Source organism: Kosakonia oryzendophytica (assembly GCF_900094925.1).
GTDB lineage: Bacteria > Pseudomonadota > Gammaproteobacteria > Enterobacterales > Enterobacteriaceae > Kosakonia > Kosakonia oryzendophytica.
The window spans coordinates 537,146-559,303 of the sequence record NZ_FMAY01000002.1; the positions used below are offsets into that span (position 1 = coordinate 537,146).

Genomic DNA, 22,158 nt, shown 5'->3' on the forward strand with positions numbered 1-22,158 from the left:
TCTAAAAGGAGTTCCTTATGCAGCTACGCAAGGGCTGGCTGGTGGAAGCGCGGCATGTACCGTCTCCCCATTTTGATTGCCGCCCGGACGATGAGCAACCTTCATTGCTGGTGGTACATAATATTAGCCTACCTCCCGGCGAGTTTGGTGGCCCGTGGATAGATGCGCTGTTTACCGGCACTCTGGATGCCAACGCCCATCCCTTTTTTGCTGAGATTGTTCACCTGCGTGTTTCCGCACATTGCCTGATCCGCCGTGATGGCGAGGTTGTGCAATATGTGCCTTTTGATAAACGCGCCTGGCATGCAGGCGTTTCATCCTGGCAGGGGCGGGAACGCTGTAATGATTTCTCGATTGGCATTGAGCTGGAAGGCACGGACACGCTGCCCTATACCGATGCGCAATATCGGCAACTGGCGGAAGTGACACGAACGGTGATTGAGCTTTACCCGTCGATTGCCGACAATATGACCGGGCACAGTGATATTGCCCCTGTGCGCAAGACGGATCCCGGACCAGCTTTTGACTGGGCGAGATTTCGTGCGCTGGTCGCCGGTTTGTCAGAAAAGGAGATGCCATGACGTTATTCACCATGCTGCTGGTGCTGGCAGCAGAACGGTTGTTTAAACTGGGAGAACACTGGCAACTGGATCACCGTCTGGAAGGGCTGTTCCGGCGGGTAACACACTATTCGATGTTAAGAACGCTGCTGATGGCGGCACTGGTGATGCTGGTTACCTTTTTGATCCTGCGTGCACTGTCGGGATTGTTTTTCAATGTTCCGCTGCTGGTGGTGTGGATCCTTATTAGTCTGTTGTGCATTGGCGCGGGGAAAGTCCGATTGCATTACCACGCCTATCTTAAAGCTGCGGCGCGTAACGACAGCCACGCCCATAACGCGATGGCCAATGAATTGACGTTAATCCACGGTGTGCCCCCGGGGTGTGATGAGCGTGATTTTTTGCGCGAGCTGCAAAACGCGCTCGTATGGATCAACTTCCGTTTTTATCTTGCGCCGCTGTTCTGGCTGATCGTCGGGGCTTCCTGTGGGCCGGTGCTGTTGGCGGGATATGCCTTTTTACGCGCCTGGCAATCATGGCTGGCGCGCTATCAGACGCCAACTGAGCGTCAACAATCCGGGATTGATGCGATCCTGCATGTGCTGGACTGGGTGCCGGTACGTCTGGCGGGGGTGGTGTACGCGCTGGTGGGGCATGGCGAGAAAGCCTTGCCAGCCTGGTTTGCCTCCCTTGGCGATCGCCACACATCGCAGTATCAGGTGCTGACTCGCCTTGCGCAATTCTCACTGGCGCGCGAGCCGCATCTGGATAAAGTTGAAACGCCAAAAGCGGCTGTGTCGATGGCGAAGAAAACGTCGCTGGTGCTGGTGGTTGTGGTGGCACTGTTGACCATTTACGGCACGCTGATGTAGTCAGCGCGCCGTCGTATCACGCATGGTCCGCAGGTGGGATGCCGAAGTCAGGCATCCCGTTTTCTTGCCAACGAACGAGCTTCAGGCGGGTATGGCGGTTTGGATCGTAGAGCGGGTCACCTTCGATGTCGGTGTAATTGCGTGCGTGGTATACCAGCACGTCTTCCCCTTCCGGTGTCTGTGTAAAGCTGTTATGCCCGGGGCCATACTGATGGTTTTCATAGCTGGTTTTGAATACCGGCTGCGGCGCTTTATGCCAGTTGGCCGGATCCTGTGGATTGGCAGCGATATCAATCCATAACAGTCCCATACAATAATTTTCATCGGTGGCACTGGCGGAGTAGCTGATAAAGAGCCTGTCGCCGTGGAACAGTACCGCCGGGCCTTCATTCACCAGAAAACCCCTGCACTCCCAGTCGAACTCCGGTTTACTTAACATTACCGGTTCGCCTTTGAGGGTCCACGGATTTTCCATTTCCGCCAGATAGAGGTTCGAATTACCCGCAATATCCGGCGCTTTTTGCGCCCACAGATACCAGCGTTTCCCCTGATGGACAAAGGTGGTCGCGTCCAGCGCGAAGGTATCAAACGGCGTTTTCACCTGACCTTTTTCAACCCACCGACCGGTTAGCGGATCGGCGTCGGTACACTCCAGAACGAACATGCGGTGTCGGAACATGTTCAGCTCATCCAGCGCTTTCGTCCATGTGGCGGCAAAATAGAGATACCATTTCCCATCAATATGATGCAGCTCCGGTGCCCAGATAAGCTCGCTCATTGGCCCGGTCTGCGGTTTACGCCATACCACCACACCGGCCGTCTGGCGTAGCCCTTCCAACGTACTGGCGCGGCGGATTTCCAGCCGGTCATACTCCGGCACCGAGGCGACAAAGTAGTAAACATTGTCATGGCGCAGAATATACGGGTCAGCGCGTTGTTCAATAAACGGGTTCGGCCAAGTGCTCATTATGCTTTCCTTACGTTGTCACCAGACGGCACATGCTGACGTTCGGTCAGTTCATGGTAGTTAATCCGGCGTTTTTCCAGATCATCCTGAATCCGTCTCATCGTTTCGCGGTCGACTTTCAGTAAACGGACGACGCCTGCCGTGATCAGGTAACCGACGCCAGGGATCACGGTAAAGAGCAGCATGATGCCGTTAATTGCCGTGTCGCTTTGCTGTTTGGCGCCTGCGTCGTAGCCATACCACGAGAGCAGGAAGCCTACCATTGCGCCGGCTATCGCCAGCCCCACTTTCAGGAAGAACAGGTTACCGGAGAAGCTGATGCCGGTAATGCGTTTCCCGGTTTTCCATTCACCGTAATCGTCCACATCAGCCATTAACGACCAGTGCAACGGTGAGGGGATCTGGTGCAGGATATTCAGCAGGAAGTAGAGCACCACAATCAGCGTCGTGGCGTGTGGGTCAAAGAAGTAGAACGCGCAGGAGAAAATAGCCAGCACGATATTGGTCCAGAAGAAGACTTTCAGTTTGCACCAGCGGTCAGTCAGCACTTTCGCCAGCATACTGCCGAACATCATGCCCACCACGCCAAGGCTGATAAATAAAGTAGCAAAATGGGTGCTTTCTCCCATCACCCAGGTGACGTAGTACATGGTTGCCGCCATGCGGATAAAGCCGGGGCAAACGTTACACAGCGTCAGCAACAAAATGCGCACCCACTGGTCATTTTTCCACACGTCTTTGAAGTCCTTTTTCAGGTCGTCATTGGTGGGAACGGCCGGGTGAATACGTTCACGCACGGTGGAAAAGCAGAACAAAAACATACACATACCAATGAGTGCTAACACCGTCATCGCCATCTGGTAGCCTTTGGCTTTGTCTGCACCGCCGAACCATTCTGCCATTGGCAGCAGCGTCAAAGAGAGCAGCAGTGTAGCGATACCGACCATCACAAAACGGTACGACTGACAGGCAACGCGCTCTTTCGGATCGTTGGTGATCACACCGCCCAGGGAGCAGTAGGGAATGTTGATCGCGGTATAGGTCAACGACAGCAGGAAGTAGGTGATAAACGCGTAGATCACCTTACTGTTATAGGTCCAGTCGGGGGTAGTGAACATTAATACGCTGAAAACGGCATACGGCAAAGCTATCCACAGCAGCCATGGGCGAAAACGTCCATATTTACTTTGCGTACGGTCGGCGAGGGCACCCATTAAAGGATCTGTCACCGCATCAATTACACGAATCGACAGCAGTAATACCCCGACCAGTGCAGGGGCGAGGCCGAAGATATCCGTGTAGAAGTAGTTAACAAACAACATGATGGCGCCAAAAATGATGTTACATCCGGCATCGCCCATGCCATAGCCAATCTTCTCTTTAACAGACAGCTTATTGTTGTCCATTGCCGCTTCTCCCATTGAGATGTGGAAGAATTATTTGCCTGGAAATTTGACTTTGCGCAGCAGGATAAGGCCGCAGTGATGGACAAAATGGCTATGTAAAAGAAAGTGTGAGGAAGGTAACACAGTGATAATACCCCTCTCCCGAGCGGGAAAGGGGTAAGAGGATAAGAATTAATGCGCTTTTACGGCTTTAGCGTTTTTCTGTTTGAGCATGTAGCCGACGCCAAGAACCACAATCCATACCGGGATCAGCCATACCGAGATAGCCATACCTGGGGTCATCAGCATGATCACCAGCACCGCAGCCATAAACAGCAGGCAGATCCAGTTGCCTAACGGGTAGAACAGCGCCGGGAAGCGCGGCGTCACACCTTGCAGCTGTTTCGCACGGCGGAAACGCATGTGCGCGAGGCTGATCATCGCCCAGTTGATCACCAGTGCGGATACCACCAGCGCCATCAACAGACCGAATGCTGACTCAGGCGCCAGGTAGTTGATCAGTACGCACAGTGCCGTCACGACCGCTGAGACCAGAATGGTGTTCACTGGCACGCCGCGTTTATCCACAGAGAGCAACGCTTTTGGTGCGTTACCCTGTTGCGCAAGACCGAACAGCATACGGCTGTTGCAGTAAACGCAGCTGTTGTACACCGACAGTGCAGCGGTCAGTACCACAATATTCAACGCATTGGCTACAAACGTGTCGCCCAGTTCATGGAAGATCAGCACAAACGGGCTGGTATCCGCCGTTACGCGCGTCCACGGCAGCAGCGAGAGCAGTACCGCCAGCGAGCCCACATAGAAGATCAGAATACGGTAGATGACCTGGTTGGTGGCTTTGGGAATGCTCTGTTCCGGGTTGTCGGCTTCAGCGGCGGTAATACCCACCAGTTCCAGGCCGCCGAAAGAGAACATAATGATAGCCATCATCATCACCAGTCCGGTAAAACCGTGCGGCAGGAAGCCGCCCTGTTCCCACAGGTTACGCACGGTCGCTTGCGGGCCGGCGCTGCCGCTAAACAGCAGCCAGCCGCCGAAGACGATCATGGCGACCACGGCGAAGACTTTAATGATGGCGAACCAGAACTCCATTTCCCCAAACACTTTTACGTTGGTCAGGTTAATGGCGTTAATGATGACGAAGAAGGCGGCAGCGGAAGCCCACGTTGGGATCTCTGGCCACCAGAACTGAATGTATTTACCCACGGCGGTCAGTTCCGCCATGGCCACCAGCACATAGAGCACCCAGTAGTTCCAGCCGGAAGCAAAACCGGCAAAGCTCCCCCAATATTTGTAGGCAAAATGGCTGAATGAACCGGCAACCGGCTCTTCCACGACCATTTCACCGAGCTGACGCATGATCAGAAATGCAATAAAACCGGCAATGGCGTAGCCCAGAATAATACCCGGACCCGCGGACTGAATGACTGACGCGCTACCCAGAAACAGGCCAGTCCCGATAGCACCGCCCAGCGCGATAAGCTGAATATGGCGGTTCTTAAGGCCGCGCTTTAGCTGATCGCCGTGCTGTTGACCTTCCATTATGAAACCTCGTGTGTGGTTGTTATGTATACGCTGTCGTTTGCGTGTAAGCGATAAATTCCATTTTTTGTAGTTTTTAGTTTACGAAATGTTGAAGCGAATTTTCGTCCATCCCTTTCGTATGGCTCAGAATAGTGGTAAGCGCCGGGGAATGCATCTGCTTTATGAAGGTCTAATGACGACCTGGTGAAAAAGAAACCATTTGTCAGTAACCCGCCTGTAACCATTCTTAAGTAAAACTAATAAGTTATGCAATTTATGTGAATATAAATTCAGTTATTTATTAACTGAATCGGTTCATATGCCTTAATTATCGTTTCAGGAAAGTTAAAACTGCCTCTTTCGTGGTAAACGGGTCATTTGTGCAAGGTTACATCTTTGAAACGTCATTTCTGTAACATTGTTAAAATGTGCGTGGTTTCCTGATTTCAATCAAAACCTGTATGGACATAAGGTGAATACTTTGTTACTTTAGCGTCACGAACATGAAATTGGTAAGACCAATTGACTCTGGGCGAATGGTAGAGACAAGGAACAATGGCCTACAGTAAAATCCGCCAACCAAAACTCTCCGATGTGATTGAGCAACAACTGGAGTTTTTGATTCTTGAAGGGACATTACGTCCCGGTGAAAAATTGCCTCCAGAGCGCGAGCTGGCTAAACAGTTCGATGTTTCTCGTCCTTCACTGCGTGAGGCCATCCAGCGGCTCGAAGCGAAAGGTTTGCTGCTTCGTCGTCAGGGTGGTGGAACCTTTGTCCAGAGCAGTCTGTGGCAGAGCTTTAGCGACCCGCTGGTCGAGCTCCTGACCGATCATCCCGAATCCCAGTTTGACCTGCTTGAAACTCGCCACGCGCTGGAAGGCATTGCCGCCTATTACGCCGCGCTCCGTAGCACCGATGAAGACAAGGTACGTATTGGCGAACTGCATCAGGCGATTGAGCTGGCGCAGCAGTCGGGCGATCTGGATGCTGAGTCCGATGCTGTCGTGCAGTATCAAATTGCCGTCACCGAGGCGGCGCATAATGTGGTGCTGCTGCATCTGCTACGCTGCATGGAGCCCATGTTGGCGCAAAACGTTCGTCAGAACTTCGAATTGCTGTACGCACGCCGTGAGATGCTCCCGCTGGTTAGCAGTCACCGTTCCAGTATTTTCGCGGCGATCATGGCCGGGCAACCGGAAGAAGCGCGCGAAGCGTCGCATCGTCACCTGGCGTTTATTGAAGAGATTTTGCTGGATCGCAGCCGCGAGCAGAGCCGTCGTGAACGCTCGCTTCGTCGGTTGGAGCAGAGAAAGAATTAATATTTTCTGGTGCAGTTTGTACCGGAAGAGTTGTAACACCAGCGCCAAACTTTAGCGCGCGGCAACTAAACGCAGAACCTGTCTTATTGCACTTTTGTTGTTCAGTCATGATGAGAATGCAATGGGACAGGTTCCAGACAAATCAACGTATTAGATAGATAAGGAATACCCCCCATGTCAGAACGTTTCCAAAATGACGTGGATCCGATCGAAACTCGCGACTGGCTACAGGCGATCGAATCGGTCATCCGTGAAGAAGGTGTTGAGCGTGCTCAGTATCTGATTGACCAGCTCCTTTCTGAAGCCCGCAAAGGCGGCGTGAAAGTGGCAGCTGGCACAGGGGCGAGCAACTATGTAAACACTATTGCCGTTGAAGATGAACCGGAATACCCGGGCAATCTGGAACTGGAACGCCGTATTCGTTCAGCTATCCGCTGGAACGCAATCATGACCGTTCTGCGTGCGTCCAAAAAAGACCTCGAACTGGGCGGCCACATGGCTTCCTTCCAGTCTTCTGCGACTGTTTATGAAGTCTGCTTCAACCACTTCTTCCGTGCCCGCAACGAGAAAGACGGCGGCGACCTGGTGTACTTCCAGGGCCATATCTCTCCGGGCATCTACGCGCGTGCGTTCCTGGAAGGTCGTCTGACTGAAGAGCAGATGAATAACTTCCGTCAGGAAGTTCACGGTAAAGGGCTGTCGTCTTACCCGCACCCGAAACTGATGCCGGAATTCTGGCAGTTCCCGACCGTATCCATGGGTCTGGGCCCGATTGGCGCTATCTACCAGGCGAAATTCCTGAAATATCTGGAACACCGTGGCCTGAAAGATACCTCTGAACAAACCGTTTACGCTTTCCTGGGCGACGGTGAAATGGATGAGCCGGAATCTAAAGGCGCTATCACCATCGCAACCCGTGAAAAACTGGACAACCTGTGCTTCATCATCAACTGTAACTTACAGCGTCTTGATGGCCCGGTTACCGGCAACGGCAAAATTATCAACGAACTGGAAGGCATCTTCAGCGGTGCTGGCTGGAACGTAATCAAAGTCATGTGGGGTTCCCGTTGGGACGAACTGCTGCGTAAAGACACCAGCGGCAAACTGATCCAACTGATGAACGAAACCGTTGACGGCGACTACCAGACCTTCAAATCCAAAGACGGCGCTTACGTGCGTGAGCACTTCTTCGGCAAATACCCGGAAACCGCAGCGCTGGTTGCTGACTGGACTGATGATCAGATTTGGGCGCTTAACCGTGGCGGCCACGATCCGAAGAAAATTTACGCTGCACTGAAAAAAGCGCGTGAAACCAAAGGTAAAGCGACCGTTATCCTCGCCCACACCATCAAAGGTTACGGCATGGGTGATACCGCAGAAGGTAAAAACATCGCTCACCAGGTGAAGAAAATGAACATGGACGGCGTGCGTTATATCCGCGACCGTTTCAATGTACCTGTCACCGACGAGCAGGTTGAAAACCTCTCTTACATCACCTTCCCGGAAGGGTCTGAAGAGCACAAATACCTGCACGAACGTCGCCAGGCGCTGAAAGGCTACCTGCCGTCACGTCAGCCGAACTTCACCGAGAAACTTGATCTGCCGGCTCTGGAAGACTTCTCTCAGCTGCTGGAAGAGCAGAACAAAGAGATCTCCACCACTATCGCTTTCGTTCGTGCCCTGAACGTGATGCTGAAGAACAAATCGATCAAAGATCGTCTGGTTCCGATCATTGCCGATGAAGCGCGTACGTTCGGTATGGAAGGTCTGTTCCGTCAGATTGGTATCTACAGCCCGAACGGTCAGCAGTACACCCCGCAGGACCGTGAGCAGGTTGCTTACTACAAAGAAGACGAAAAAGGTCAGATTCTGCAGGAAGGTATCAACGAACTGGGTGCTGGCGCATCCTGGCTGGCGGCTGCGACCTCTTACAGCACCAACAACCTGCCGATGATTCCGTTCTACATCTACTACTCCATGTTCGGGTTCCAGCGTATCGGCGACCTGTGCTGGCAGGCAGGCGACCAGCAGGCTCGCGGCTTCCTGGTTGGCGGTACCTCCGGTCGTACCACCCTGAACGGTGAAGGTCTGCAGCACGAAGATGGTCACAGCCACATTCAGTCGCTGACTATTCCGAACTGTATCTCTTACGACCCGTCTTACGCGTACGAAGTGGCTGTCATCATGCACGATGGCCTGGAGCGTATGTACGGTGAAAAACAAGAGAACGTTTACTACTACATCACCACGCTGAACGAAAACTACCACATGCCAGCGATGCCGGAAGGCGCCGAGGAAGGTATCCGTAAAGGTATCTACAAACTCGAAACCGTTGAAGGCAGCAAAGGTAAAGTTCAGCTGCTGGGCTCCGGTTCTATTCTGCGTCACGTGCGTGAAGCAGCACAGATCCTGGCGAAAGATTACGGCGTCGGTTCTGACGTCTACAGCGTAACTTCCTTCACTGAACTGGCGCGTGATGGCCAGGATTGTGAACGCTGGAACATGCTGCACCCGCTGGAAACCCCGCGTGTACCGTACATCGCCCAGGTGATGAACGATGCTCCGGCTGTAGCGTCTACTGACTATATGAAACTGTTCGCCGAGCAGGTTCGTACTTATGTACCGGCTGATGATTACCGCGTACTGGGTACGGATGGCTTCGGTCGCTCCGACAGCCGTGAAAACCTGCGTCACCACTTCGAAGTTGATGCTTCTTACGTGGTCGTTGCAGCACTGGGCGAACTGGCTAAACGTGGCGAAATCGACAAGAAAGTGGTAGCGGAAGCCATCACCAAATTCAACATCGATGCAGAAAAAGTTAACCCGCGTCTGGCGTAAGAGGTAAAGAGATAATGGCTATCGAAATCAATGTACCGGACATCGGGTCTGATGAAGTTGAAATCACCGAGATCCTGGTCAAAGTGGGCGACAAAGTTGAAGCTGAACAGTCGCTGATCACCGTAGAAGGCGACAAAGCCTCTATGGAAGTCCCGTCTCCGCAGGCTGGCGTTGTTAAAGAGATCAAAGTCTCTGTTGGCGACAAAACCGAGACCGGCAAACTGATCATGATTTTCGATTCCGCCGAAGGTGCAGCAGCCGCTGCACCTGCTCCGGCAGAAGAGAAGAAAGACGCCGCGCCAGCAGCAGCCCCGGCCGCTGCGGCAGCCAAAGAAGTTAACGTCCCGGATATCGGCGGTGACGAAGTTGAAGTCACTGAGATCCTGGTGAAAGTCGGCGATACCGTGGCTGCAGAACAGTCCCTGATCACCGTTGAAGGCGACAAAGCGTCGATGGAAGTTCCGGCACCGTTCGCGGGCACCGTAAAAGAGATCAAAATCAACACCGGCGATAAAGTCTCTACCGGCTCGCTGATCATGATCTTCGACGTTGCGGGTGCAGCACCGGCTGCGGCTCCGGCACAAGCGGCAGCTCCGGCTGTGGCGAGCGCACCGGCCGCTGCGTCTGGCCCGAAAGACGTCAACGTACCGGATATCGGCGGCGATGAAGTTGAAGTGACCGAAGTGCTGGTGAAAGTGGGCGACAAAGTCTCCGCTGAGCAGTCGCTGATCACCGTAGAAGGCGACAAAGCCTCGATGGAAGTTCCGGCACCGTTCGCAGGCACCGTGAAAGAGCTGAAAGTGAACGTGGGCGACAAAGTCTCCACTGGCTCTCTGATCATGGTATTCGATGTGGAAGGCGCTGCGCCTGCTGCGGCTCCGGCTGCTGCACCTGCTGCCGCTGCCCCGGCCCCGGCTGCTCAGGCGGCGAAACCGGCTGCCGCTCCGGCGAAAGCAGAAGGTAAATCCGACTTCGCAGAAAACGATGCTTACGTCCATGCCACTCCGCTGATCCGTCGCCTGGCGCGCGAATTCGGTGTGAATCTGGCGAAAGTGAAAGGCACCGGTCGTAAAGGCCGTATCCTGCGCGAAGACGTTCAGAATTATGTGAAAGACGCGGTTAAACGCGCTGAATCTGCACCTGCTGCCGGCGCAACCGGTGGTTCTCTGCCGGGTCTGCTGCCGTGGCCGAAAGTGGACTTCAGCAAGTTTGGCGAAGTCGAAGAAGTCGAGTTGGGTCGTATCCAGAAAATTTCTGGCGCTAACCTGAGCCGTAACTGGGTGATGATCCCGCACGTTACGCACTTCGATAAGACCGATATCACCGATCTGGAAGCGTTCCGTAAACAGCAGAATGCCGAAGCTGAGAAGCGCAAACTGGATGTGAAATTCACCCCGGTTGTCTTCATCATGAAAGCGGTCGCTGCTGCACTGGAACAAATGCCGCGCTTCAACAGCTCGCTGTCTGAAGATGCACAGCGTCTGACGCTGAAAAAATACATCAACATTGGTGTGGCGGTGGATACCCCGAACGGCCTGGTTGTTCCGGTCTTTAAAGACGTGAACAAGAAGAGCATCACTGAGCTGTCACGTGAACTGACGGTGATCTCGAAAAAAGCGCGTGACGGTAAGCTGACTGCTGGCGAAATGCAAGGCGGTTGCTTCACCATCTCCAGCATCGGTGGCTTGGGTACTACCCACTTCGCGCCGATTGTTAACGCGCCGGAAGTGGCTATCCTCGGTGTCTCCAAATCAGCCATGGAGCCGGTCTGGAACGGTAAAGAGTTCGTACCGCGTCTGATGATGCCAATTTCGCTCTCCTTCGACCACCGTGTGATTGACGGTGCGGATGGTGCGCGCTTTATCACCATCATCAACAACATGCTGTCTGACATCCGCCGTCTGGTGATGTAATCGAAAAAGCCGGCCTGACGGCCGGCTTTTTTCTGCTAATCTCATACTGCTTATGGGGTTATCAGGGGCAAAGGACAAATCGTTTGCCGTTTGTTGTTTCAAAATTGTTAACATTTTTGTAAACTGCGGGCGGATAGAACGTCCCGGTGGATGAAGGGCGACATGAAGTACCCCTGACCGCCGGAAATCAATAAGAGGTCATGATGAGTACTGAAATCAAAACTCAGGTCGTGGTACTTGGGGCAGGCCCGGCAGGTTACTCTGCTGCCTTCCGTTGCGCTGATTTAGGTCTGGAAACCGTCATCGTTGAACGTTACAGCACCCTTGGCGGTGTGTGTCTGAACGTGGGTTGTATCCCTTCAAAAGCGCTGCTGCACGTAGCAAAAGTTATCGAAGAAGCCAAAGCGCTGGCTGAACACGGCATCGTTTTTGGCGAGCCGAAAACCGATATCGACAAAATTCGTACCTGGAAAGAGAAAGTTATCACTCAGCTGACCGGCGGTCTGGCGGGGATGGCGAAAGGCCGTAAAGTTAAAGTGGTTAACGGTCTGGGTAAATTCACCGGGGCGAACACACTGGAAGTTGAAGGCGAAAACGGTAAAACCGTGATCAACTTTGACAATGCAATCATCGCGGCGGGCTCCCGTCCGATTCAACTGCCGTTTATCCCGCATGAAGATCCACGCGTATGGGACTCCACCGACGCACTGGAACTGAAATCCGTACCGAAGCGTATGCTGGTTATGGGTGGCGGTATCATCGGTCTGGAAATGGGTACCGTGTACCATGCGCTGGGTTCAGAGATTGACGTGGTTGAAATGTTCGACCAGGTTATCCCGGCTGCTGACAAAGATATCGTTAAAGTCTTCACCAAACGCATCAGCAAGAAATTCAACCTGATGCTGGAAACCAAAGTGACCGCCGTTGAAGCGAAAGAAGACGGTATCTATGTTTCCATGGAAGGCAAAAAAGCCCCGTCTGAAGCGCAGCGTTACGATGCCGTGCTGGTGGCCATCGGCCGTGTGCCGAACGGTAAAAACCTCGACGCAGGTAAAGCCGGCGTGGAAGTGGACGACCGTGGCTTTATCCGTGTTGATAAACAATTGCGTACCAACGTGCCGCACATCTTTGCTATCGGCGATATCGTCGGTCAGCCAATGCTGGCGCACAAAGGCGTGCACGAAGGCCACGTGGCCGCCGAAGTTATCGCCGGTAAGAAACATTACTTCGATCCGAAAGTTATCCCGTCTATCGCCTACACCGAGCCGGAAGTGGCATGGGTGGGTCTGACCGAGAAAGAAGCGAAAGAGAAAGGCATCAGCTACGAAACTGCTACCTTCCCGTGGGCAGCGTCTGGTCGTGCTATCGCTTCTGATTGCGCAGACGGTATGACCAAACTGATTTTCGACAAAGAGACGCACCGTGTTATCGGTGGCGCGATTGTCGGTACCAACGGCGGTGAGCTGCTGGGCGAAATCGGACTGGCGATCGAAATGGGTTGCGACGCTGAAGATATCGCGCTGACCATCCATGCTCACCCGACCCTGCACGAATCCGTGGGGCTGGCGGCAGAAGTGTTCGAAGGCAGCATCACTGACCTGCCGAACCCGAAAGCGAAGAAAAAATAAATTTTCGCCACGTTAAAGCGCCTCTTCGGAGGCGTTTTTTTTGCGCCGTTTTCGTGAGCGGGTAGAGACTTTCACTGCCAGGGTATAAATATTACGCAGATTTTGCCGATATTACCCTCTGTCGACCATTCCCGGCGAGAGAAGGAGTTTTATCGTCATGATCAACGGCCTCAACCTATCGTCGCTCTCTTCTGCGGCGCGTGTTACCCCATCGTCCACAGTGAACACCTCGGCGCGTACCGCCAGCAGTAACACCACTTCTGCGGGTGCAACGGCATCGGCAAAAGTGATGTTTGGCAGCCAGACCGCGGAAATCGCCGCAGTATATAGCCTGTCGCCAAAGAAAATCAGCGCCAGCCCCTCTCTGCAAAACAACGCCACAATCCAGGAATTGATGCAGTCTGCAAAAGGGAGCAACTCTGTTTCCGCATTCGGCAGTCTGGGCAGCGTGCTGCTCAGTAACCTGAAAGAAAATCGCGCCGATTTCACCCAGGCGCTCTCCGGCGTCGCGATGAACGGGAGCGGCGGAAATGAATCCGCCATCACGCTGGATATCGTCACGCAATCTGGCTCCACCGTTCATCTGATCATGACCCAGCAGGACGATGGCATGGCGGTGGAGGTCAAAACGGAAGGCGACAGTCTGAATGATGACGAAGCTGATGCTGTCGCCAAACTGGGTGAGTCGTTGCAAAAAACGTTATCAGGGCTGGGCCGCAACCCGCCTGAAGTCGACGTGAAGGGGTTAACGCAGTTTGATAGCAGTGTGCTCAAATCCGTGGATTTAAAAACGGATATGCGTACTGGCGACACATCGCTGCAATCACTCAATTTCCATGCAGACATGAAAGAGCGCTGGATAGCCTATGAAGATAAGGATTTCTCGCTGAAGATGAGCAGCGATCTTTCTCAATCCGGACTGTCTGGCGACTATGCACAGCAGCAAAGTGCGCTGAATGCCTACGACAGCAAGTTTGATAAAGCGCGCATTGCCGGTCACGGTGATCGGGCGCAGATGGAAGCGCTGAAGTCGGTATTCCGCGCGTTAAATACCACGACGGCAAACGATGAGTCATTAAAAGTGGGCGTGGCGGATATTCGCGTCGGCGACAATGGTAAATCGCAGCTAAGCGGGCTGAATGACTTCTCTTTATCACTGACGCAAACGGAAAAATCCATCAACCCGCTGCATGAAGAAGAGAAAGATCGTTTTTCCTACCAGGCTTCGCAAACGACTGAAGAGGCCGTCGCCAGTGATGGGTCAAAAACCCTGAAGCAGACTGCGCGAAGCCATACCAGCGCCGCCTGGCATCAAGCGCTAGACCCCTCTTTCCCGCTGTCGCTGAACGGCATGAAGTCCTCGCAGAACTACTATTACCACTTGCTGGAAAATGATGACGAGAGCAGTACTACCCTCAATTACACCGCGCGTGGGCAACTGGCGAGTGTGGGGCATCACGAGCAGGTGAATAACCGCGAAACGGTGAAAAAATATGTGATGGGAGAACTGGTTGATCAGACCGTTAACCCGGAGCAATACACACGCAACAATGTGGTTTCCTTGCTACGAACGCTGTCACAATAACGTCATAAAAACGGTCCTTTGGGGCCGTTTTTTGTTTTTTATGCCGTCGATTCTGTTCCCTAAAAACCGCCTGTCCTCTGCTTTATTCCGCCTTTAACGATTCAGCCAATTTTTTATGTTGCTTTTTTGTAAACAGATTAACACCCCCCGTAAATCCTGCTATGCTGCCGAACGCGGTTCGCGGATTTACCCTACAAACTGCTGTCTCACAGGAGAGTGAAGAGAAACGCCTGCCGCATTATGACAATGAGAGCGAGGAGAACCGTCGTGCTAGAAGAATACCGTAAGCACGTAGCTGAACGTGCCGCTGAGGGGATTGCGCCAAAACCATTAGATGCAACCCAAATGGCAGGCCTTGTCGAGCTGCTGAAAAACCCGCCTGCTGGCGAAGAAGAATTCCTGATTGATCTGCTGACTAACCGTGTCCCGCCAGGCGTTGATGAAGCCGCCTATGTCAAAGCGGGTTTCCTTGCTGCCATCGCTAAAGGCGACGCCACCTCCCCACTGGTCACCCCTGAAAAAGCCATTGAACTGCTGGGCACTATGCAGGGCGGTTATAACATTCACCCGCTGATTGATGCGCTGGATAGCGACAAACTTGCGCCGATCGCCGCTAAAGCGCTGTCCCACACGCTGCTGATGTTCGACAACTTCTACGATGTGGAAGAGAAAGCCAAAGCGGGCAACGCCTACGCGAAACAGGTGTTGCAATCCTGGGCCGACGCAGAATGGTTCCTGAGCCGTCCGGCACTGGCCGACAAAATCACCGTGACGGTATTTAAAGTTACCGGCGAAACCAACACTGATGATCTCTCTCCGGCACCGGATGCCTGGTCCCGCCCGGATATCCCGCTGCACGCGCTGGCGATGCTGAAGAACGCCCGTGAAGGCATTGAGCCGGATCAGCCAGGCGTTGTTGGCCCGATCAAACAGATCGAGGCGCTGGCGAAAAAAGGTTTCCCGCTGGCCTATGTCGGCGATGTAGTCGGTACCGGTTCTTCCCGTAAATCCGCCACCAACTCCGTACTGTGGTTTATGGGCGATGACATTCCGAACGTGCCGAACAAGCGCGGCGGCGGTCTGGTGCTCGGCGGTAAAATTGCGCCTATCTTCTTCAACACCATGGAAGATGCGGGTGCGCTGCCTATCGAAGTGGATGTGAACAGCCTCAACATGGGCGACGTGATCGACGTGTATCCGTTCAAAGGTGAAGTTCGCAACCATGAAACCGGCGAACTGCTGGCCAGCTTTGAGCTGAAAACCGACGTGTTGATCGACGAAGTGCGCGCCGGTGGCCGTATCCCGTTGATCATCGGTCGTGGGCTGACAACCAAAGCGCGCGAAGCGCTGGGTCTGCCGCACAGTGATGTGTTCCGTCAGGCGAAAGACGTGGCGGAAAGCAGCCGCGGCTACTCGCTGGCGCAGAAAATGGTAGGTCGCGCCTGCGGCGTGGCCGGTATCCGTCCGGGTGCTTACTGCGAACCGAAAATGACCTCCGTGGGTTCTCAGGACACCACCGGTCCGATGACCCGTGATGAACTGAAAGATCTGGCATGCCTGGGCTTCTCTTCCGATCTGGTGATGCAGTCTTTCTGCCACACGGCGGCCTATCCGAAGCCTGTGGATGTGACCACACATCATACGCTGCCGGACTTCATTATGAACCGTGGCGGTGTTTCCCTGCGTCCTGGCGACGGCGTAATCCACTCGTGGCTGAACCGTATGTTGTTGCCGGATACCGTCGGTACCGGTGGTGACTCGCATACCCGTTTCCCGATCGGTATCTCCTTCCCGGCGGGGTCTGGCCTGGTGGCGTTTGCTGCCGCCACTGGCGTTATGCCGTTGGATATGCCGGAGTCTGTGCTGGTGCGCTTCAAAGGCAAAATGCAGCCGGGTATTACCCTGCGCGATCTGGTGCATGCCATCCCGCTGTATGCCATCAAACAAGGTCTGCTGACCGTTGAGAAGAAAGGGAAGAAAAACATCTTCTCTGGCCGCATCCTCGAAATCGAAGGTCTGCCGGATCTGAAAGTCGAGCAGGCGTTTGAGCTGACGGATGCCTCTGCTGAGCGTTCGGCTGCCGGTTGCACCATCAAACTGAATAAAGAACCGATTATCGAGTATCTGAACTCGAACATCGTGCTGCTGAAGTGGATGATTTCCGAAGGCTACGGCGATCGTCGTACGCTGGAACGTCGCGTACAGGGCATGGAAAAATGGCTGGCGGATCCGCAACTGCTGGAAGCCGATGCTGACGCAGAGTACGCGGCGGTCATCGACATCGATCTGGCGGACATCAAAGAGCCGATCCTCTGTGCGCCGAACGATCCGGATGACGCGCGTCTGCTGTCAGACGTGCAGGGTGCGAGCATCGATGAAGTCTTTATCGGTTCCTGCATGACGAACATCGGCCACTTCCGTGCCGCCGGTAAACTGCTGGACAGCCATAAAGGCCAGCTGCCGACCCGCCTGTGGGTTGCGCCGCCGACCCGTATGGATGCCGCACAGTTGACGGAAGAAGGGTATTACAGCGTGTTCGGTAAGAGCGGTGCGCGCATTGAGATCCCGGGCTGCTCCCTGTGCATGGGTAACCAGGCGCGTGTGGCGGACGGTTCGACTGTGGTATCCACGTCTACGCGTAACTTCCCGAACCGTTTAGGTACCGGGGCGAACGTTTACCTGGCATCTGCGGAGCTGGCAGCAGTTGCTGCGCTGACCGGTAAACTGCCGACGCCGGAAGAGTACCTTAACTTTATGTCGCAGGTGGATAAAACCGCTGCAGACACCTACCGCTACCTGAACTTCGACCAGCTTAATCAGTACACTGAGAAAGCAGATGGTGTGATTTTCCAGACCGCGGTCTGAGTACCAGAGCCACCCTTCGGGGTGGCTTTTTTCTTTCCCCTCGCGCTGCAAAAAATCGCTTTTTAAGCGCATCAAATGTCGATGACTGACATGTCGAAAACGCGGCTATCGCCGCCATCATTATGCGTCTTCTGCGCCACAGCAACCCGACGGATGATTTCTGCGCAGGCGAAGCGCTTTCGCACGGATATTTTTCGTTGCTTCCCGTTAGTACGCTTTTTTTCTGGCAGTGTGCTGCGATAATTACAGCATAGGCGGGCCATCAGGCCGGCAGGAGGAAGCGATTATGGATTACGAATTTCTGCGTGATGTCACCGGCGTGGTGAAGGTGCGAATGTCGATGGGCCACGAAGCTGTTGGGCATTGGTTTAATGAAGAAGTGAAAGAGAACCTGGCCTTACTGGATGAAGTGGAGCAGGCGGCGAAAACGGTGAAGGGCAGCGAGCGCTCCTGGCAACGTGCCGGGCATGAATATACGCTGTGGATGGATGGCGAAGAGGTAATGGTGCGCGCCAACCAGCTTGAATTTTCCGGCGATGAGATGGAAGAAGGGATGAGCTATTACGATGAAGAGAGCCTGTCGCTGTGCGGCGTGGAGGATTTTCTTCAGGTGGTGGCCGCCTATCGCGAATTCCTGAAACAGCGATAGATAAGGGAGCCTCCGTGCTCCGTCGCAGGTTATACGGCTGGAATATTGCGGCCGTAGTAGATCTCGCGCATCTCTTTCCACAACGCTTCTGTGATCTCTTTGCGTTCTTCTGTAGTCAGGTCTTCCGGTTTGGTATGGAACATGTAGTGCTTAAGATCGAACTCTTTAAGCAACATCTTGGTATGAAAGATATTTTCCTGATAAACGTTCACATCCACCATGTCGTACAGTGATTTCATGTCATCAGACATAAAGTTCTGAATCGAATTAATCTCATGATCGATAAAATGCTTCATGCCATTAATGTCGCGGGTAAAGCCGCGCACGCGGTAATCGACCGTGACAATATCTGACTCTAACTGGTGGATCAGGTAATTCAGCGCTTTGAGCGGAGAGATAACGCCGCAAGTGGAGACCTCGATATCGGCGCGGAATGTGCACAAACCTCCCTCAGGATGGCTTTCCGGGTAGGTATGGACGCAAATATGGCTCTTATCCAGATGGGCGACCACGGCTTCCGGCAGCGGGCCTGGGTGTTCGGTTTTATCGATAAGCTGCGGGTCGACGGGTTCTTCGCTCACCAGAATGGTCACGCTCGCGCCCTGCGGCTCGTAATCCTGGCGGGCAATGTTCAGGATATTAGCACCGATAATATTGCACGTTTCGCTCAGGATCTCTGTCAGACGGTTGGCGTTATAGAGTTCATCAATATAGGCAATGTAGCCGTCACGCTCTTCCGCCGTCTTGGCGTAGCAGATGTCGTAGATACAAAAACTCAGGCTTTTCGTCAGGTTGTTAAAGCCATGCAGCTTCAGCTTTTTCAATTTTCATCACCTCCTTAGGAAGACAGGGCGTCTTGCACATATTGTGGCAAGGCGAAAGCCGCGGTATGAATCGCCGGATTATAGTAACGGCAGGTTATTGCGGCAGTATGGAAACGGGCGGCGATGATCCCGGTTGAGAGGTGGCGCAATGCTTCGTTATCCGTCGCCCAGGCAAACGTCATGATGCCGCCGTAGTAGGTCGGAACCGCTGCCTGATAAAAACTGACGTCGCTAAAATAGTGACTCAATTTGCGATAACTGCCGGTGACCTCCTCTTGTTGCAGAAAGCTTACGCCATTCTGCGCCACGAAAATCCCGCCCGGGTTCAGACAGCGTTTGCAGCCTTCATAAAAGGTGGAAGTGAACAGGCTCTCCCCCGGACCGATAGGATCGGTACAGTCAGAAATGATCACGTCGAATGTCTGGCGGGTGTGGTTAACAAAATTGACGCCATCGTCGATCACCAACTGAAAACGGGGATCGTCATACGCGCCTGCGCTGTGATTCGGCAGATATTGACGGCAGAAAGAGACGACGCCGGCGTCGATTTCCACCATGGTGATGGTGGCAATATTTTTATGGCGCGAGACTTCACGCAACATGGCGCCATCGCCACCGCCGATGATTAACACATCTTTTGCATGACCATGAGCCAGCAGCGGAACATGGGTCATCATTTCGTGGTAGATGAACTCATCACGTTCGGTGGTCTGAACAACGCCATCCAGCGCCATTACGCGACCAAACGCGGCGTTCTCGAAGATGACCAGATCCTGATGATCGGTTTTCTCGTGATACAGCACGTTATCAACGGCAAAGTATTGACCAAAGTGGTCATGCAGGGTTTCGTGCCACACGGGGTTGTCGGCCATAGGTTGCTCCTTTGTTAACACCGCGAAAATGGGCGCAACATCATAGCTAACTCTGACCGTGGTTGCACGGTCAGAATATCACCGTTATCCCGTCTTGCTTCGTGTCGCAGCGCGGCCAGAAGCAAGATGGAACAGGGGACGATTATTTAACGTAGGCGAGAAGGCTAAGGGAGTCGCGAGCGAGGGCTTTACATTTTTTGGCGGTAGGAATACCGATGCCGCTCAGGTCGCGGTAGCTATCTTCACCCAGCGATTTCATATCCCAGGTGTCATAGTTGCTGAGATCCCACTGGTTTTGCTGGGCGAAAAAGACCAGTGCGCGACGGATCTGCCCGTTAGGCAAGTTGTTATAGCCGCAGTCGTTTTTCAGAAATACAAACACGGCCGTCAGATCGGCCATATCTTCAGCTTCGGATTCACTTAGCGCATAACTGTTTGCGGAGACAGCCAGCAGGCTGCCGAGGACTACTGTTCTGAAAAACGTCTTCATTATTTCTACCACGGCGTAACGGAATTTAAACGTTAGCACAGTCCTGATAGGGCGACGATATTTATTATTATCTGATTTCTTGACCTTCCGGCAGGGGGAGGGTTTATGCTCAAAATATCGCCTGCAATTGATAAGGAAATGCCCATGCAACGCCGTGATTTTTTGAAATATTCCGCCGCGTTAGGCGTAATGAGCGCGCTGCCACTGTGGAGCCGATCGCTGTTTGCCGCTGAACGCCCGACACTTCCCGTCCCGCCACTGCTCAGTCCCGATGCGCAAAACCGTATTCAGCTTACGGTACACGCAGGGGAAACCCTGTTCGGCGGTAAATCTGCAACCACCTGGGGTTACAACGGCTCACTGCTTGGGCCTGCGCTTCAGCTCCGTCAGGGCCGCGCCGTTACAGTTGAGATCCGTAATACACTGGCCGAAGAGACCACCGTGCACTGGCACGGCGTTGAAGTTGCAGGGGAGGTTGATGGCGGGCCGCAAGGGGTAATCAAACCCGGTGGTAGCCGTACGGTAACCTTTACCCCTACGCAACAGGCGGCAACCTGCTGGTTCCACCCACATCAACACGGTAAAACCGGTCGCCAGGTGGCGATGGGGCTCGCCGGGCTGGTACTGATTGAAGATGATACGCTTCGCCAACTGCGCCTGCCGCAACAGTGGGGCATTGACGATGTTCCGCTGATTATGCAGGACAAAAGATTTACCGCGCAGGGGCAAATTGATTATCAGCTTGATGTGATGAGCGCAGCCGTGGGCTGGTTTGGCGATACCTTACTCACTAATGGCGCGGTGTATCCCCAGCATGCCGCACCACGAGGCTGGTTACGTCTGCGTTTGCTCAATGGCTGCAATGCGCGTTCGCTTAATGTTGCCACCAGCGATAAACGCCCGCTGTATGTGATAGCGAGCGACGGCGGTTTGCTAAGTGAACCTGTCAAGGTCAGTGAATTACCGATGTTGATGGGGGAGCGGTTCGAGGTATTAGTGGATATCAGCGACGGTAAGCCCTTCGATATTGTTACGCTGCCGGTACAGCAGATGGGGATGACGGTTGCGCCGTTTGACCAGCCGCAGCCGGTGCTGCGTATTCAGCCGTTGCAGGTCACCGCTTCCGGCATATTGCCCGATAAGCTCGCATCGTTGCCCGCATTGCCACCGCTCGAGGGGTTAACACAACGGACGCTGCAACTGTCGATGGACCCGATGCTCGATATGATGGGGATGCAGGCGTTACAACAGAAGTACGGTGACGCGGCAATGGCCGGCATGATGATGGGCCATGGGCAAATGAACCATACCCAGAGCGGGAATATGCCGATGAGCCACGGGCAGATGGGCTCGATGCAAATGGATCATGGTCAGATGAACCATGGCGGAATGAAGAGTGATCATGGTGCGATGAACCACGGTAACGGTGGGTTTGATTTCCACTCTGCCAACCGGATCAACGGCAAAGCCTTCGATATGACCACACCGGCGTTTGCGGCGCAAAAAGGGCAGTACGAACGCTGGGTGATCTCGGGCGAAGGCGACATGATGCTGCACCCTTTCCATATTCACGGGACCCAGTTCCGTATTCTGTCAGAAAACGGGAAACCGCCTGCGGCGCATCGTGCGGGCTGGAAAGATACCGTGAATGTCTACGGGGCACGCAGTGAAGTGTTAGTTCGCTTCCAGCATGACGCGCCAAAAGAGCATGCTTATATGGCGCACTGCCATCTGCTGGAGCATGAAGATACCGGGATGATGTTAGGGTTTACGGTGTAAAAAAGCCGGAGGGCGTCAAAACGCGCCTCCGGCTGGAGAGTGAGCGGCCCGGTACGCAACCTCGCT

Annotated in this window: 16 protein-coding genes; 10 read left to right on the plus strand and 6 right to left on the minus strand. The window is 53.8% G+C overall.

The window, feature by feature from the left end; genetic code table 11:
• The first annotated feature begins 17 nt into the window (after positions 1-17).
• Entirely contained in the window at positions 18-581 is a 564-nt protein-coding gene (ampD, locus tag GA0061071_RS05705) for a 1,6-anhydro-N-acetylmuramyl-L-alanine amidase AmpD (RefSeq protein WP_061497660.1), read from the plus strand.
• Positions 578-1,432 carry a beta-lactamase regulator AmpE gene (gene ampE, locus GA0061071_RS05710; protein ID WP_061497658.1) on the plus strand — a complete coding sequence of 285 codons (855 nt, stop codon included), beginning with the start codon at positions 578-580 and terminating at the stop codon, positions 1,430-1,432. Before ampD ends, ampE begins: the two co-directional genes overlap by 4 nt.
• Before the next feature lie 16 nt (positions 1,433-1,448).
• On the opposite strand, the gene GA0061071_RS05715 is transcribed toward ampE, so the two are convergent.
• The 3 genes from GA0061071_RS05715 to aroP all read right to left on the minus strand — a co-directional run bounded on the left by GA0061071_RS05715 (position 1,449) and on the right by aroP (position 5,350).
• A complete protein-coding gene (locus tag GA0061071_RS05715) occupies positions 1,449-2,399 on the minus strand; it encodes a glycoside hydrolase family 43 protein (RefSeq protein WP_061497656.1) in 951 nt (316 codons plus the stop codon).
• On the minus strand, positions 2,399-3,805 hold the full coding sequence (locus GA0061071_RS05720; protein ID WP_088237392.1) for a glycoside-pentoside-hexuronide (GPH):cation symporter: 1,407 nt from the start codon (positions 3,803-3,805) through the stop codon (positions 2,399-2,401). The genes GA0061071_RS05715 and GA0061071_RS05720 overlap by 1 nt, the downstream gene beginning before the upstream one ends.
• Positions 3,806-3,976: 171 nt before the next feature.
• Entirely contained in the window at positions 3,977-5,350 is a 1,374-nt protein-coding gene (aroP, locus tag GA0061071_RS05725; RefSeq protein WP_088237393.1) for an aromatic amino acid transporter AroP, read from the minus strand.
• A 534-nt stretch (positions 5,351-5,884) separates the two neighbouring features.
• Between aroP and pdhR the strand changes: the two genes are divergently transcribed.
• The 7 genes from pdhR to yacL all read left to right on the plus strand — a co-directional run bounded on the left by pdhR (position 5,885) and on the right by yacL (position 18,127).
• Positions 5,885-6,649, plus strand: coding sequence for a pyruvate dehydrogenase complex transcriptional repressor PdhR (gene pdhR / locus GA0061071_RS05730; protein WP_061497651.1), 765 nt, complete (start codon positions 5,885-5,887; stop codon positions 6,647-6,649).
• 174 nt (positions 6,650-6,823) lie between these two features.
• Entirely contained in the window at positions 6,824-9,487 is a 2,664-nt protein-coding gene (aceE, locus tag GA0061071_RS05735) for a pyruvate dehydrogenase (acetyl-transferring), homodimeric type (RefSeq protein ID WP_061497649.1), read from the plus strand.
• Between the two features lie 14 nt (positions 9,488-9,501).
• Positions 9,502-11,400, plus strand: coding sequence for a pyruvate dehydrogenase complex dihydrolipoyllysine-residue acetyltransferase (gene aceF / locus GA0061071_RS05740; RefSeq protein ID WP_088237394.1), 1,899 nt, complete (start codon positions 9,502-9,504; stop codon positions 11,398-11,400).
• Between the two features lie 203 nt (positions 11,401-11,603).
• Positions 11,604-13,028: a dihydrolipoyl dehydrogenase gene (gene lpdA / locus GA0061071_RS05745; protein ID WP_061500180.1), complete on the plus strand. Its 1,425-nt coding sequence runs from the start codon at positions 11,604-11,606 to the stop codon at positions 13,026-13,028.
• A 157-nt stretch (positions 13,029-13,185) separates the two neighbouring features.
• Complete coding sequence (locus GA0061071_RS05750; RefSeq protein ID WP_082794186.1) at positions 13,186-14,613, plus strand: hypothetical protein; 1,428 nt, start codon at positions 13,186-13,188, stop codon at positions 14,611-14,613.
• A gap of 267 nt (positions 14,614-14,880) precedes the next feature.
• Complete coding sequence (gene acnB / locus GA0061071_RS05760) at positions 14,881-17,478, plus strand: bifunctional aconitate hydratase 2/2-methylisocitrate dehydratase (RefSeq protein ID WP_088237395.1); 2,598 nt, start codon at positions 14,881-14,883, stop codon at positions 17,476-17,478.
• A 286-nt stretch (positions 17,479-17,764) separates the two neighbouring features.
• A complete protein-coding gene (gene yacL, locus GA0061071_RS05765; protein WP_088237396.1) occupies positions 17,765-18,127 on the plus strand; it encodes a protein YacL in 363 nt (120 codons plus the stop codon).
• 29 nt (positions 18,128-18,156) lie between these two features.
• Here the strand turns inward: yacL and speD are convergent, their stop codons facing one another.
• From speD to GA0061071_RS05780, 3 genes are all read right to left on the minus strand, one after another.
• Positions 18,157-18,951, minus strand: a complete 795-nt coding sequence (gene speD / locus GA0061071_RS05770; RefSeq protein WP_061497642.1) for an adenosylmethionine decarboxylase — start codon at positions 18,949-18,951, stop codon at positions 18,157-18,159.
• Positions 18,952-18,965: 14 nt separating this feature from the next.
• Positions 18,966-19,823, minus strand: coding sequence for a polyamine aminopropyltransferase (gene speE, locus GA0061071_RS05775; protein WP_088237397.1), 858 nt, complete (start codon positions 19,821-19,823; stop codon positions 18,966-18,968).
• 142 nt (positions 19,824-19,965) lie between these two features.
• The gene (locus GA0061071_RS05780) at positions 19,966-20,313 is read right to left on the minus strand and encodes a YacC family pilotin-like protein (RefSeq protein ID WP_061497638.1); all 348 of its coding nucleotides are present in this window, start codon (positions 20,311-20,313) and stop codon (positions 19,966-19,968) included.
• 144 nt (positions 20,314-20,457) lie between these two features.
• On the opposite strand from GA0061071_RS05780, the gene cueO reads away from it, so the two are divergent.
• Positions 20,458-22,092, plus strand: a complete 1,635-nt coding sequence (gene cueO, locus GA0061071_RS05785) for a multicopper oxidase CueO (RefSeq protein ID WP_088237398.1) — start codon at positions 20,458-20,460, stop codon at positions 22,090-22,092.
• Positions 22,093-22,158: the final 66 nt, after the last annotated feature.